We start from the raw sequence: 14173 nt of genomic DNA, 5'->3' as shown, positions 1-14173 counted from the left end.
TCTGAGCTTAGCGCAGAAATCAGTGGTGATGGCCACCTTCGCCATGGACGTGACCATGAGCGATTTCTTCCTGGCTGGCATCACGGATGTTGATGATCTTGACCTGGAAATTCAGGCGCTGACCAGCCAACGGGTGGTTGCCGTCAACGGTAACGTCGTCGCCATCGAGGTCGCGAATGGTCACGATCTGCATCTGGCCGTCCGGAGCGGAAGCGTGGAACTGCATGCCCACTTCCAGTTCATCGACGCCTTCGAACATGCTGCGGCTCAGGGTGCTGACCAGTTCGGCAGCGTATTCGCCGTAAGCGTCTTCAGGTTCAACGGCTACAGTCAGTTCGTCGCCGACGGCCTTGCCTTCCAGTGCCTTTTCCAGGCCCGGGATGATATTGCCTGCACCTTGCAGGTAAACCAGCGGCGCGCCGCCGGCGGAGCTGTCGATGACCTCACCAGCGTCGTTGGTCAGGGTATAGTCGATGGAGACAGCCTTATTGGCGGCGATCAGCATGGGGCGAGACCTTTTGCATAAGAAATTTGAAAGACCAAGTTTAGCGAAGCCATCGCCCGAAAGCGAACACAACCCGGACAGACGGGGTGTGACGATCACAGGCTTCCATCAGGACGAGGACGGGCACTGGGTGGCCGAGCTTTCCTGCGGCCATACCCAACACCTGCGGCATCAGCCGCCGTGGCAATCCCGGGCCTGGGTCATGGACCCTGCGCAACGCCAGGAAAAAATAGGCCAGCCCTTTGCTTGCGGTTGGTGCGCACAAGGCTCGGTTAGCGATAATCTTGACCACTGAATTTCGGTAGAGGGCCAGTCATAGGCCGTCACCATTGCCATGCACCTCAAGAGAATCCGCATGCAAACTTTTTTTATCGCCCCCACCGATTTTGGCGTGGGTCTGACCTCCATCAGCCTCGGGCTGGTGCGCACCCTTGAGCGGGCCGGCCTGAAAGTCGGCTTCTTCAAGCCGATTGCCCAGCCCCATCCCGGCGACACCGGGCCCGAGCGCTCCACCGAGCTGGTGGCCCGCACCCACGGGCTCAAACCACCACAGCCTTTGGGCCTGGCCCATGTCGAGCGCATGCTGGGCGATGGTCAACTGGACGAATTGCTCGAAGAGATCATCACGCTCTATCAGCAGGCCGCCATCGGCAAGGACGTGCTGATCGTCGAAGGCATGGTACCGACCCGCAGCGCCAGCTACGCCGCACGGGTCAACCTGCATCTGGCCAAGAGCCTCGACGCCGAGGTGATTCTGGTCTCGGCACCGGAAAACGAAGTGCTGACCGAACTGTCCGGCCGCGTGGAATTGCAGGCGCAATTGTTCGGTGGCCCGAAGGACCCGAAAGTCCTTGGCGTGATTCTCAACAAGGTCAAGACCGACGAGAGCATGGAGGCGTTCGCCGCACGGCTGAAGGAACATTCGCCACTGTTGCGCAGCGGCGATTTCCGCCTGCTGGGCTGCATTCCGTTCCAGCCGGAATTGAACGCGCCGCGCACCCGCGACGTAGCCGACCTGATGGGCGCGCAAGTGCTCAACGCCGGCGACTACGAAACCCGACGCATGACCAAAATCATCATTTGCGCTCGCACCATGCGCAACACTGTGGAGCTGCTCAAGCCCGGCGTGCTGGTGGTAACCCCCGGCGATCGCGACGACATCATCCTCGCCGTCAGCCTCGCGGCGATGAATGGCGTGCCTCTGGCCGGCCTGTTGCTGACCAGCGACACCCTGCCCGACCCGCGCATCATGGACCTGTGCCGAGGCGCCTTGCAGGCTGGCCTGCCGGTGTTGTCAGTGAGCACCGGCTCCTATGACACCGCCAACCAGTTGAACGGCCTGAACAAGGAGATCCCCATCGATGACCGCGAGCGCGCGGAGATCATCACCGATTTTGTCGCCAGCCATCTGGACGCCAACTGGCTGCACCAGCGCTGCGGCACACCTCGGGAGATGCGCCTGTCGCCGGCGGTATTCCGCTATCAATTGATCCAGCGCGCCCAGGGCGCCAACAAGCGCATCGTCCTGCCCGAAGGCAGCGAGCCGCTGACCGTGCAGGCCGCGGCGATCTGCCAGGCGCGCGGCATCGCTCGCTGCGTGTTGCTGGCCAAACCCGAAGACGTGCAGGCGGTCGCTCGCGCCCAGGGCATCGAGCTGCCGCCGGGGCTGGAAATCCTCGATCCGGATTTGATCCGCGAGCGCTACGTCGAACCCATGGTCGCCCTGCGCAAAAGCAAGAGCCTCAACGCGCCAATGGCCGAGCAGCAACTGGAAGACACCGTGGTGATCGGCACCATGATGCTGGCGCTGGATGAGGTCGACGGCCTGGTATCGGGTGTCATTCACTCCACCGCCAACACCATCCGCCCGGCCCTGCAGCTGATCAAGACCGCGCCCGGCTGCACCTTGGTGTCGTCGGTGTTCTTCATGCTGTTTCCCGAAGAAGTGCTGGTCTATGGCGACTGCGTCATGAACCCGCACCCGAGCGCGAGTGAACTGGCCGAGATTGCCCTGCAAAGCGCCGACTCGGCCGCTGCGTTCGGCATCACGCCACGGGTGGCTATGATCAGCTACTCCAGCGGTGATTCGGCCAGTGGCGAAGAAGTCGAAAAAGTGCGCGAGGCCACCCTGCTCGCCCACGAACAGCAAAATTCACTGCTGATCGATGGCCCGTTGCAGTACGACGCCGCCGCCAACGAAACCGTGGCCCGGCAACTGGCGCCGAACAGCCAGGTGGCCGGTCGCGCCACGGTATTCGTGTTCCCCGACCTCAACACCGGCAACACCACTCACAAAGCCGTGCAGCGCAGCGCCGACTGCGTCAGCCTCGGGCCGATGCTGCAAGGCCTGCGCAAACCGGTGAACGACCTGCCGCGCGGCGCGCAGGTCGACGACATCGTCTATACCATCGCACTGACCGCGATTCAGGCTGCCAACCGACCTATGGATATTTAAATGCTGGATTTTCTACCTGCACCGCTGCGAGGCGTGATCGCCTCTGTGCTGTTGGCTCTGAACACGATATTGCTCTGCACCTTTCTGTTCTGCGTGGCGCTGTTGAAAGCCTTGCCGTTCGCCCTTACCCGGCGTTTCGCACACTGGCTGATGAGCCATACCCACGAAGCCTGGATCAGCAACAATAAAGGCTGGATGAATCTGGTGCGCCGTACCCGTTGGCACATCAGTGGCCTGCAAGGTCTCGACTATCAACACTCCTACCTGATCACCAGCAACCACCAGAGCTGGGTCGACATCCTCGTGCTGCAATACGTGCTCAACCGCCGCATCCAGCCGTTGAAGTTCTTTCTCAAGCAAGAGCTGATCTGGGTCCCTGTGATCGGCCTGGCCTGGTGGGCGCTCGATTTTCCGTTCATGAAGCGCTACTCCAAGGCTTATCTGGAAAAGCACCCGGAGAAGAAAGGCAAGGACCTGGAAACCACCCGCAAGACGTGCGCGAAATTTCGCCATAACCCGGTGGGGATTTTCAATTTCGTCGAAGGCACGCGCTTCACCGAGCGCAAGCACGCCCAGCAAAAGTCACCGTTCAAGTACTTGCTCAAACCCAAGGCTGGCGGCATTGCATTCGTGCTGGATGCCATGGGTGAGCAATTGGAATCCATCGTCAACGTGACTATTCACTACCCCGCCGGACGTCCCGGTTTCTGGGATTTACTGTGCGGGAATGTCGCGGATGTGGTGGTGCATTTTGAGGAACTGAAGATTCCGCCGCAGTTCATTGGCAAGAACTACGATCAGGATGGTGAGTACCGCTTGCAGTTTCAGGGGTGGATTAACCAGTTGTGGGAAGACAAGGATGCGTTGTTGGGGCAAATGCATCGGGAATACCCAGACCGCCGCTGAACCAATGTGGGAGCGGGCTTGCTCGCGAAAGCGGCGCATCAGTCGGCATCAACGTTGAATGTTCGTCCGTATTCGCGAGCAAGCCCGCTCCCACAGTTGACCGGGTCGACCTGAAATAAAAAACCCGCCGTTGATCACTCATCGGCGGGTTATTCATTTCTGGCTAAGACTTAGATCGCGCCACGGCTACGCAACAGATCCAGCACCTGCTTCACGCCCTCTTCCAGCGAAACAGACTGGGTGTCGATCACCAGATCGGCATCCAGCGGCACATCGTACGGGAAGGACTCGCCCGGGATGTTGTCCCCGGCAGCAGCGTACAGGCCTTGCGGGTCACGCTCGGCACAGACCGCCGGCGAGGCCTGGACATAGACCGTCACCAGACGCTCTTTGCCGATCAGGTCCTTGGCCTGTTCACGACCTTCAGCACTCGGCGCAACGAATGCGGCGAGGGTCAGCAGGCCGGCTTCGTTGAACTGACGGGCGACGTGGGCCGCACGACGCCAGTTCTCGGTACGCCCGGCGCGATCCTGCGGCAGACCTTTGTTGAGGTCGTGACGCAGGTTCTGGCCATCGAGCACAAACACCGCACGGCCCAGGTCGAACAGCTTGCGCTCGACGGCGTAAGCCAGAGTGCTCTTGCCCGCGCCCGACAGGCCGCTGAACAATACGGTGGCCGGTTGCTGGCCGAAGCGCTGAGCGCGCTCTTCGGTAGCGACGTGAGCCAGTTTGCCGTGGTGCGTGCTGGTGCCGTGGGCCAAAGGCTGGGCGACGATCATGCCAGCGCCAACGGTGCCGTTGGTCAACCGGTCAATGATGATGAACGCGCCGGTGGTGCGGTTGCTGTCGTAACCGTCGAGGGCAATCGGCGCGTCGAGCGCGATCCTGACCTTGCCGATTTCGTTCAGCTGCAATGCGCTGGCCGGACCTTCTTCCAAAGTGTTCACGTCGACCTTGTTGACGATGCTGGCAATCGAGCCCGGCACGTAACTGGTGGCGCGCTTGATGTCGTACTTCTTGCCCGGCAGCATCGGCTCTTCAGCCATCCACACCAGCATCGCTTCGAAGCTGTCGGTGACTGGCGGAACGTTGTCGGCATGCACCAACAGGTCGCCACGGGAGATATCGATCTCGTCTTCCATGGTCAGCGTTACAGCCTGGCCAGGACCTGCGTGCTCCAGTTCGCCTTCGAAGGTGACGATGGACTTCACGCGGCTGCTCTTGCCCGAAGGCAGGACCACGACTTCGTCGCCTTTCTTGACGATGCCGCTGGCCAGGGTGCCGGCGAAACCACGGAAGTTCAGGTTTGGACGGTTGACGTACTGCACCGGGAAACGCAGGTCGGTAAAGTTGCGATCGCCCGCCACTTCCACGGTCTCGAGGATTTCCATCAGCGATTGGCCGGTGTACCACGGCGAGCGCTCGGACTTGTTCACCACGTTGTCGCCCTTGAGGGCGGACATCGGCACGAAGTGCATGCTGGTCGGCTTGAGCTTCAGGCCTTCGGCGAACGCCAGGTAGTCGGCCTTGATCGACTCGAACACGCCCTGGTCGAAGCCCTTGAGGTCCATCTTGTTGATGGCCACAACGATATGCTTGATGCCCAGCAACGAGGCGATGAAGCTGTGGCGACGGGTCTGGGTCTGCACGCCGTAACGGGCGTCGACCAGGATGATCGCCAGGTCACAGGTGGACGCACCGGTGGCCATGTTGCGGGTGTACTGCTCATGGCCTGGGGTATCGGCGATGATGAATTTGCGCTTGGCGGTGGAGAAATAGCGGTACGCGACATCGATGGTGATGCCTTGCTCGCGCTCGGCCTGCAGGCCGTCGACCAACAGTGCCAGGTCGATGTCTTCACCAGTGGTGCCGACTTTTTTCGAGTCGCGGGTAATGGCTTCCAGGTGATCTTCGTAGATCATCTTGGAGTCGTGCAGCAGGCGCCCGATCAGGGTGCTCTTGCCGTCATCGACGTTACCGCAGGTCAGAAAGCGCAGCAGCTCTTTACGTTCGTGCTGGCCCAGGTAGGCGAGGATGTCCTCGCTGATCAAATCAGATACGTGCGACATGACAACCCCTTAGAAATAACCCTGACGTTTTTTGTCTTCCATGGAGCCGGCGCCATCGTGGTCGATGACACGGCCCTGGCGCTCGGAAGTTCGCGTCAGGAGCATTTCCTGAATGATGTCCGTGAGGCTTTCGGCCTCGGACTCCACCGCGCCCGTCAACGGGTAGCAACCAAGGGTACGGAAACGCACTTTCTTTTTGACGATACGGGCTTTGTCTTCATCGCTCAGGTGTTCGAGGATGCGCTCATCGTCGATCATGATCAGGGTGCCGTTCTTCTCGATGACTTCACGCTCGGCGGCGAAGTACAGCGGCACGATCGGGATGCCTTCGAGGTAGATGTACTGCCAGATGTCCAGTTCGGTCCAGTTCGACAACGGGAATACGCGGATGGATTCGCCCTTGTTGACCTTGCCGTTGTAGACGTTCCACAGCTCGGGACGCTGGTTTTTCGGGTCCCAGCGGTGCTTGCTGTCGCGGAACGAGTACACGCGCTCCTTGGCGCGGGATTTCTCTTCATCGCGGCGCGCACCACCGAAGGCCGCGTCGAAACCATGTTTGTCCAGGGCCTGCTTGAGGCCTTCGGTCTTCATGATGTCGGTGTGCTTGGCACTGCCGTGGGTGAACGGGTTGATGCCCTGCGCCACGCCGTCAGGATTGACGTGAGTGATCAGGTCGAGGCCCAGTTCGGCGACCATCTTGTCGCGGAAGCTGTACATCTCCTGGAATTTCCACTGGGTGTCGACGTGCATCACCGGAAACGGCAGCTTGCCCGGGAAGAACGCCTTGCGTGCCAGATGCAGCATCACGGCGGAGTCCTTACCGATGGAGTACAGCATCACCGGGTTATCGAACTCGGCGGCCACCTCGCGGATGATGTGGATGCTTTCCGCCTCCAGCTGTTTCAGATGCGTCAGTTTGTCGACCATGGCTACTCACGAAAGCTTTCTTATGAACGGCCAGCGGGCCGTGTTCGAGCGAGGAATCCTAGCACAGCGACCTCTTCTAATCAGGACGCCAACTAGATCGAAAAAGTATATGAATATGCCCACCGGTTCGGGGACAGCGGCGCTTCTAATGTGGGAGCGGGCTTGCTCGCGAAAGCGGTGGATCATTCAACTCTGCCGCTGAATGTAAGACCGCTTTCGCGAGCAAGCCCGCTCCCACATTAGATTATTGGTGTCTCTGGGATCGAGTATTCAGATGGGATTCGGGCAATCGATGAAGATGTGTTCAAGGGCAAAGCGTCGTGCCAGGTAATCCCCCAGCGCCTGAACACCATAACGCTCGGTGGCGTGGTGGCCGGCGGCGATGAAGCTGATGTCGTTTTCCCGGGCACTGTGGAAGGTTTGCTCGGACGCCTCGCCACTGAGGAACAGGTCGCACCCGGCCATTACTGCCTGATCGATGTAGCCCTGGCCACCCCCGGTGCACCAGCCAACCCGTCGGATCATCGCACTACCTTCAATCAACAGTGGCTCGCGGCCCATGACTTCCTGGACCCGTCGGGCGAAATCCCGGGGGGTCGCCGGTTCATTCAATGAGCCCACCAGGCCGACGATTTTCAGGTTATCCGGATCGAGCGGGCCTTCGACGGTGATATCCAGCTGGCGCGCCAACTGCACGTTATTGCCGACGTCCGGGTGCAGATCCAGGGGTAAGTGGTAAGCGAGCAGGCTGATGTCGTGCTTGAGCAAGGTCTTCAGACGACGCTGCTTCATGCCGGTGATGCACGGATTCTCGCCCTTCCAGAAGTAGCCATGATGCACCAGCACCAGATCGGCGTTGGCTTGCACGGCGGCATCGAGCAGGGCCTGACTGGCGGTGACGCCGCTGACGATGCGCAGCACCTGCGGCCGCCCCTCCACTTGCAGGCCGTTGGGGCAGTAATCGGCAATTTTCGAACTGCCAAGGTAACGGTCGGCTTCTTCGACCAGGGTGCTCAGGGCTACGGCCATAAAAGACTCCTAAATATCCCGTTCAGAGGCACGCGCGGCCTCGTATAATGCGCGACATTATGAGCGGTCTCATTCCGCCTGCAACTCTCTCAGGACGTGCTTAATGCTCAAGGCGCTGCGTTTTTCCGGCTGGCCGCTGTTGGCCGGCGTGCTTGTCGCTCTGTTAATCATCCAGCGTTACCCGCAGTGGGTCGGGCTCCCGAGCCTCGACGTCAATCTGCAACAAGCCCCGCAAACCACCAGCGTACAGCAAGGGCCGGTGTCTTACGCCGACGCGGTGACCACGGCCGCGCCGTCGGTGGTCAACCTCTACACCACCAAGGTCATTAACAAACCCTCTCATCCGCTGTTTGAAGACCCGCAGTTCCGGCGCTTTTTCGGCGACAACTCGCCCAAGCAAAAGCGCATGGAGTCGAGCCTGGGTTCCGGCGTGATCATGAGCCCGGAAGGCTACATCCTGACCAACAACCACGTGACCAGCGGTGCCGACCAGATTGTCGTGGCGCTCAAGGACGGGCGTGAGACCCTGGCCCGGGTGATCGGTAGCGATCCGGAAACCGACCTTGCGGTGCTGAAGATCGATCTGAAAAGTTTGCCATCGATCACGGTTGGCCGTTCCGACAACATCCGCATCGGCGACGTCGCGCTGGCCATTGGCAACCCGTTCGGCGTCGGCCAGACCGTGACCATGGGTATTATCAGTGCCACCGGGCGCAACCAGCTGGGCCTGAACAACTATGAAGACTTCATCCAGACCGATGCGGCGATCAACCCCGGCAACTCCGGTGGTGCGCTGGTGGATGCAAGCGGCAACCTGACCGGCATCAATACGGCGATTTTCTCCAAGTCCGGTGGCTCCCAGGGCATCGGCTTCGCGATCCCGGTGAAACTGGCGATGGAGGTGATGAAGTCGATCATCGAACACGGCCAGGTGATTCGCGGCTGGCTGGGCATTGAAGTGCAGCCGTTGACCCAGGAACTGGCCGAGTCCTTTGGCTTGTCGGGACGTCCGGGAATTGTCGTTGCGGGAATTTTCCGCGACGGTCCGGCGCAGAAAGCCGGCCTGCAACTGGGCGATGTGATTCTTGCCATCGACGGCGAGCCGGCGGGTGATGGTCGCCGTTCGATGAATCAGGTGGCGCGGATCAAACCGACCGACAAGGTGTCGATCCAGGTGATGCGCAACGGCAAGGAACTCAAGCTGAGCGCGGAAATCGGCCTGCGTCCGCCGCCGGCTCCGGTCAAAGAGAAAGAAGAAAACTGAAGCCGTATACAAGAACCAATGTGGGAGCGGGCTTGCTCGCGAAAGCGGTCGATCAGCCAACATTTCTGTTGAATGAAAAACTGTATTCGCGAGCAAGCCCGCTCCCACATCAGGGTTAGTCGTCGTGGGTTAAAGATCGCCAAGACCGTCAATCAGCGCCTGGTTCTGCTCAGGTGTGCCGATGGAGATCCGCAGGAACTGCGCAATCCGCTCCTGCTTGAAGTGGCGCACGATCACGCCCTGCTCGCGCAGTTTCGCCGCCAGCCCTGCCGCGTCATGCTGCTGATGCCGGGCAAAAATGAAGTTCGCTGCCGACGGCAACACTTCAAAGCCCTTGGCCTGCAACTGCGCGATCACCCACTCACGGCTCTCGATGACCAGACGGCAAGTCTTGTCGAAGTACTCGCGATCCTCGAACGCCGCCGCCGCGCCGACATTCGCCAGACGGTCCAGCGGATAGGAGTTGAAGCTGTTCTTGATCCGCTCCAGCGCCTCGATCAGCTCCGGGTGCCCAACCGCCAGGCCAACCCGCAGGCCCGCCAGCGAACGGGACTTGGACAGGGTTTGAGTCACCAGCAGGTTCGGATAACGGTCCACCAGACTGATCGCGGTCTCGCCGCCGAAGTCGATATAAGCCTCATCCACAACCACCACCGAGTTCGGGCTGGCCTTGAGGATTTGCTCGACCGCGTCCAGTGCCAGCAGGCAACCGGTCGGCGCGTTCGGGTTAGGGAAAATGATCCCGCCGTTCGGCTTGGCGTAGTCCGCCGGGTTGATCTGGAATTCCTCATCCAGCGGCACTGCATCGAACTTGATGCCGTACAGCCCGCAATACACCGGGTAGAAGCTATAGCTGATGTCCGGGAACAGAATCGGCTGCTCGTGTTGCAACAGACCGTGGAAAATGTGCGCCAGCACCTCATCCGAACCGTTGCCGAGGAACACCTGATTGCTCTGCACGCCGTAATACCTGGCGACTGCATTTTTCAGCAGATCGCTGTTCGGGTCCGGGTACAGGCGCAGGTTGTCATTGAGTTCGGTCTGCATCGCCGCCAAGGCTTTTGGCGACGGACCGTACGGGTTCTCGTTGGTGTTGAGCTTGACCAGTTTGGTCAGCTTCGGCTGCTCACCCGGCACATAAGGCACCAGATCCTTGACGAACGGGCTCCAGAATTTGCTCATGCTCAGTTCCCCTTCGCTTGGTCTTTGATGCGGTATTCGGCGCTACGTGCGTGAGCGCTCAGCGATTCGCCACGGGCCAGCACGGAAGCAGTCTTGCCCAGTTCTGACGCGCCTTGCTCGGAGCAGAAGATGATCGACGAACGTTTCTGGAAGTCGTAAACACCCAGCGGCGAGGAGAAACGCGCAGTACCGGAGGTCGGCAACACGTGGTTGGGACCTGCGCAGTAGTCGCCCAAGGCCTCAGAGGTGTGGCGGCCCATGAAGATTGCGCCAGCGTGACGGATCTGCGGCAGCCAGGCTTGCGGATCGGCGACCGACAACTCCAGGTGTTCAGGAGCAATGCGGTTGGCGACTTCGATGGCCTGCTCCATGTCGCGAACCTTGATCAGTGCACCACGGCCATTGATCGAGGTTTCGATGATCGCGGCACGCTCCATGGTCGGCATCAGCTTGTCGATGCTGGCGGCAACCTTGTCGAGGAACTCGGCATCCGGGCTGACCAGAATCGCCTGAGCGTCTTCGTCGTGCTCGGCCTGGGAAAACAGGTCCATGGCGATCCAGTCCGGATCGGTCTGACCGTCACAAACCACGAGAATTTCCGAAGGGCCGGCAATCATGTCGATACCGACCTGGCCAAACACGTGGCGCTTGGCGGTGGCGACATAGATGTTGCCCGGGCCTACCACCTTGTCGACCTTCGGCACGCTTTCGGTGCCGTAAGCCAGCGCGGCAACCGCTTGGGCACCACCGATGGTGAACACACGGTCAACGCCGGCGATGCAAGCGGCGGCCAGTACCAGCTCGTTGATTTCACCGCGCGGAGTCGGTACGACCATGACCACTTCGGTGACACCGGCGACCTTGGCCGGAATCGCGTTCATCAACACCGACGACGGGTACGATGCCTTGCCACCCGGGACGTACAGGCCGGCACGGTCCAGCGGCGTGACTTTCTGGCCCAGCACGGTGCCGTCGGCCTCGGTGTAGCTCCAGGAGTCCTGCTTCTGCTTTTCGTGGTAGCTGCGCACACGGGCGGCGGCGACTTCCAGGGCTTCGCGCTGGGGCACGGAGATACGGGTCAGTGCCAGTTCCAGACGCTCGCGCGGCAGGATCAGGTCGGCCATGGACGCTACGTCCAGGCCGTCGAACTGGCGGGTGAAGTCCACCAGTGCCGCGTCGCCACGCTCACGCACAGCCTTGATGATGTCCAGCACCCGCTGATTGACCGAGTCGTCAGACACACTTTCCCAGCTCAGCAGATGATCCAGATGATGCGCGAAATCCGGGTCAGCAGCGTTGAGTCGGCGAATTGCAGTCGGTGCGGTCATAGCGAGAGCCTCATAGGAATGGCAAAAACTCAGGCGCCCTAACTTAGCAGTCGTTTCCGCTTGGGCACCTGAGATTCTGGCTATGAGGCGGATAGACGGGCGCAACTTAACGTCGCGCAGGTGAATCAGCCGCGGTGTCGAGACTCCACTGCCTTGCGCAGGGTGTCGATCAACGCCTGGATACGGGCGTGCTGCATTTTCATCGAAGCTTTGTTGACGATCAGCCGGGAGCTGATGGCAGCAATGAAATCCTGTGGCTCCAGGCCATTGGCCCGCAGCGTGTTACCGGTGTCGACAACGTCGATGATCTTGTCGGCCAGGCCGATCAGCGGCGCCAACTCCATCGAGCCGTAAAGCTTGATGATATCGACCTGACGACCTTGCTCGGCGTAGTAGCGCTTGGCGACGTTGACGAACTTGGTGGCGATGCGCAGGCGGCCCTTGGGCTCGATCGCCCCGACTTTACCGGCGGTCATCAGCTTGCATTGGGCGATCTGCAGGTCCAGTGGCTCGTACAGGCCCTGGCCGCCATATTCCATCAGCACATCCTTACCGGCCACGCCGAGGTCCGCGGCACCATGTTCGACGTAGGTCGGCACATCGGTAGCGCGCACGATCAGCAGACGTACATCGTCCTGGGTCGTGGGGATGATCAGCTTGCGGCTCTTGTCCGGATTCTCGGTCGGCACGATGCCCGCTTCAGCCAGAAGCGGCAAGGTGTCGTCAAGGATGCGGCCCTTGGACAGTGCGATAGTCAGCATGGGAAACGTCAGCCCTTAATCAGCAATCTTATGCCCGGACGCAATCGGCGCCGGACACGCATCGAGCCGGAAACCGGCTCGACTTATATCAATCCAACAGGCACGTCCCTGTGCCCATGCAGCACTACTAGCCCGGAACGCGACGGATCTTGGCGCCCAGCATCTGCAGTTTCTCTTCGATGCACTCGTAGCCACGGTCTATGTGGTAGATGCGATCGATCAAGGTATCGCCTTCGGCAACCAGGGCCGAGATCACCAGGCTGGCCGAAGCACGCAAGTCGGTCGCCATGACTGGCGCGCCCTTGAGTTTTTCGGTGCCGGTGACGATCGCAGTGTTGCCTTCGACCTGGATTTTGGCGCCCATGCGGTGCAGTTCGTAAACGTGCATGAAACGGTTTTCGAAGATCGTCTCAATCACGGCGCCCGTGCCTTCGGCAACGGCGTTGAGGGATATGAACTGCGCCTGCATGTCCGTCGGGAACGCCGGGTACGGAGCGGTCCGCACGTTGACGGCCTTGGCCCGCTTGCCGTGCATGTTCAGTTCGATCCAGTCTTCGCCGCAAGTGATTTCGGCACCCGACTCGCGCAGCTTTTCCAACACCGCCTCGAGAATGGTCGGATCGGTGTCCTTGACCTTCACACGACCGCCAGTCACGGCCGCCGCCACCAGGTAGGTGCCGGTTTCGATACGATCGGGCATGACCTTGTAGGTGGTGGTGTGCAGACGCTCGACGCCATCGATGGTGATGGTGTCGGTGCCGGCGCCGGAAACCTTGGCGCCCATGGCGTTGAGGAAGTTGGCCAGGTCGACCACTTCAGGCTCGCGAGCGGCGTTTTGCAGTACGCTGCGGCCCTTGGCCAGAGCGGCCGCCATCATGATGTTCTCGGTACCGGTCACGCTGACGGTGTCGAAGAAGAAGTGCGCACCGCGCAGGCCGCCTTCAGGCGCCTTGGCCTTGATGTAGCCGCCTTCGACATCGATGACCGCGCCCATGGCTTCCAGGCCACGGATGTGCAGGTCGACCGGACGCGAACCGATGGCGCAACCGCCAGGCAACGCGACTTCGGCTTCACCGAAGCGGGCAACCATCGGGCCCAGCACCAGAATCGACGCACGCATGGTTTTAACCAGTTCGTACGGAGCGATCAGGGTCTTGATGGTGCGCGGGTCGATTTCGACGCTGAGTTTCTCGTCGATCACCGGCTCAATGCCCATGCGACCGAACAGCTCGATCATCGTGGTGATGTCGTGCAGGTGCGGCAGGTTGGCCACGGTAACCGGGCCGTCGCACAGCAGGGTGGCAGCCAGGATCGGCAGGGCAGAGTTCTTTGCCCCGGAGATGCGGATTTCGCCATCAAGACGAACGCCACCGGTAATAATCAATTTATCCATAAGAATCTCGACGCCCTTGGGCTCAGGTGCGCTCGGCCCAGGCCGCGCTGCTGAAAAATTTCATAGTGACCGCATGGATGCTGCCATCGGTGATCCATGGGTTCAAATGGGCATAGATCTGCTGCTGACGCTTGACCGGGCTCAACGCCGCCAGTTCATCGCTAATCACGTTCAGCTGGAAATTGCAGCCTTCGCCCTCAACTTCTACCAACGTTCCGGGCAGCTTTCCTTCAAGGAAGCTCTTCACTTCTACGGCCTGCATGCTCAACCTCAATCGGCGCCCTGTGCGCGCGGGTCGGACATCATACAAAAAAGCCCCGCGCCTGCGAACCCCGCCAAGCAGGACTCGGACGG

13 protein-coding genes are annotated in these 14173 nt (G+C 60.5%); 4 read left to right on the top strand and 9 right to left on the bottom strand.

Translation table 11 applies throughout. The features are described 5' to 3' along the window. Nucleotides 1-19 precede the first annotated feature (19 nt). Entirely contained in the window at nucleotides 20-505 is a 486-nt protein-coding gene (locus tag ASE98_RS19680; protein ID WP_008054392.1) for an FKBP-type peptidyl-prolyl cis-trans isomerase, read from the bottom strand. Between ASE98_RS19680 and ASE98_RS26145 the strand changes: the two genes are divergently transcribed. The 3 genes from ASE98_RS26145 to ASE98_RS19670 are packed head-to-tail and all read left to right on the top strand — an operon-like array spanning nucleotide 474 to nucleotide 3866. Beyond that, nucleotides 474-800 (top strand): DUF3565 domain-containing protein, encoded by a 327-nt coding sequence (locus ASE98_RS26145; protein ID WP_082457590.1) that lies wholly within the window; start codon nucleotides 474-476, stop codon nucleotides 798-800. The genes ASE98_RS19680 and ASE98_RS26145 overlap by 32 nt on opposite strands. 60 nt (nucleotides 801-860) lie before the next feature. Next, nucleotides 861-2960: a phosphate acetyltransferase gene (gene pta / locus ASE98_RS19675; RefSeq protein WP_060542999.1), complete on the top strand. Its 2100-nt coding sequence runs from the start codon at nucleotides 861-863 to the stop codon at nucleotides 2958-2960. Further along, nucleotides 2961-3866: an acyltransferase gene (locus ASE98_RS19670; RefSeq protein WP_060542998.1), complete on the top strand. Its 906-nt coding sequence runs from the start codon at nucleotides 2961-2963 to the stop codon at nucleotides 3864-3866. A 170-nt stretch (nucleotides 3867-4036) separates the two neighbouring features. Here the strand turns inward: ASE98_RS19670 and cysN are convergent, their stop codons facing one another. The 3 genes from cysN to ASE98_RS19655 form a co-directional block, all read right to left on the bottom strand. Next, complete coding sequence (gene cysN / locus ASE98_RS19665) at nucleotides 4037-5935, bottom strand: sulfate adenylyltransferase subunit CysN (RefSeq protein WP_060542997.1); 1899 nt, start codon at nucleotides 5933-5935, stop codon at nucleotides 4037-4039. A gap of 9 nt (nucleotides 5936-5944) precedes the next feature. Beyond that, complete coding sequence (gene cysD / locus ASE98_RS19660; protein ID WP_060542996.1) at nucleotides 5945-6862, bottom strand: sulfate adenylyltransferase subunit CysD; 918 nt, start codon at nucleotides 6860-6862, stop codon at nucleotides 5945-5947. A 270-nt stretch (nucleotides 6863-7132) separates the two neighbouring features. Continuing rightward, nucleotides 7133-7891 carry a Nif3-like dinuclear metal center hexameric protein gene (locus tag ASE98_RS19655; RefSeq protein ID WP_060542995.1) on the bottom strand — a complete coding sequence of 253 codons (759 nt, stop codon included), beginning with the start codon at nucleotides 7889-7891 and terminating at the stop codon, nucleotides 7133-7135. 103 nt (nucleotides 7892-7994) lie between these two features. On the opposite strand from ASE98_RS19655, the gene algW reads away from it, so the two are divergent. Then, a complete protein-coding gene (gene algW / locus ASE98_RS19650) occupies nucleotides 7995-9155 on the top strand; it encodes a Do family serine endopeptidase AlgW (RefSeq protein ID WP_060542994.1) in 1161 nt (386 codons plus the stop codon). Between the two features lie 129 nt (nucleotides 9156-9284). On the opposite strand, the gene hisC is transcribed toward algW, so the two are convergent. From hisC to ASE98_RS19625, 5 genes are all read right to left on the bottom strand, one after another. After that, the gene (hisC, locus tag ASE98_RS19645) at nucleotides 9285-10337 is read right to left on the bottom strand and encodes a histidinol-phosphate transaminase (RefSeq protein ID WP_060542993.1); all 1053 of its coding nucleotides are present in this window, start codon (nucleotides 10335-10337) and stop codon (nucleotides 9285-9287) included. A gap of 2 nt (nucleotides 10338-10339) precedes the next feature. After that, entirely contained in the window at nucleotides 10340-11665 is a 1326-nt protein-coding gene (gene hisD / locus ASE98_RS19640) for a histidinol dehydrogenase (protein WP_060542992.1), read from the bottom strand. Between the two features lie 125 nt (nucleotides 11666-11790). Further along, entirely contained in the window at nucleotides 11791-12426 is a 636-nt protein-coding gene (hisG, locus tag ASE98_RS19635) for an ATP phosphoribosyltransferase (protein ID WP_060542991.1), read from the bottom strand. 127 nt (nucleotides 12427-12553) lie between these two features. Continuing rightward, nucleotides 12554-13819 (bottom strand): UDP-N-acetylglucosamine 1-carboxyvinyltransferase, encoded by a 1266-nt coding sequence (gene murA, locus ASE98_RS19630; RefSeq protein ID WP_060542990.1) that lies wholly within the window; start codon nucleotides 13817-13819, stop codon nucleotides 12554-12556. Nucleotides 13820-13841: 22 nt separating this feature from the next. After that, entirely contained in the window at nucleotides 13842-14081 is a 240-nt protein-coding gene (locus ASE98_RS19625; RefSeq protein ID WP_007912386.1) for a BolA family protein, read from the bottom strand. Nucleotides 14082-14173 lie beyond the last annotated feature (92 nt).

The sequence above is a fragment of the Pseudomonas sp. Leaf48 genome, assembly GCF_001421885.1.
Taxonomy (GTDB): domain Bacteria; phylum Pseudomonadota; class Gammaproteobacteria; order Pseudomonadales; family Pseudomonadaceae; genus Aquipseudomonas.
This window is presented reverse-complemented; position numbering and strand designations above follow the sequence as displayed.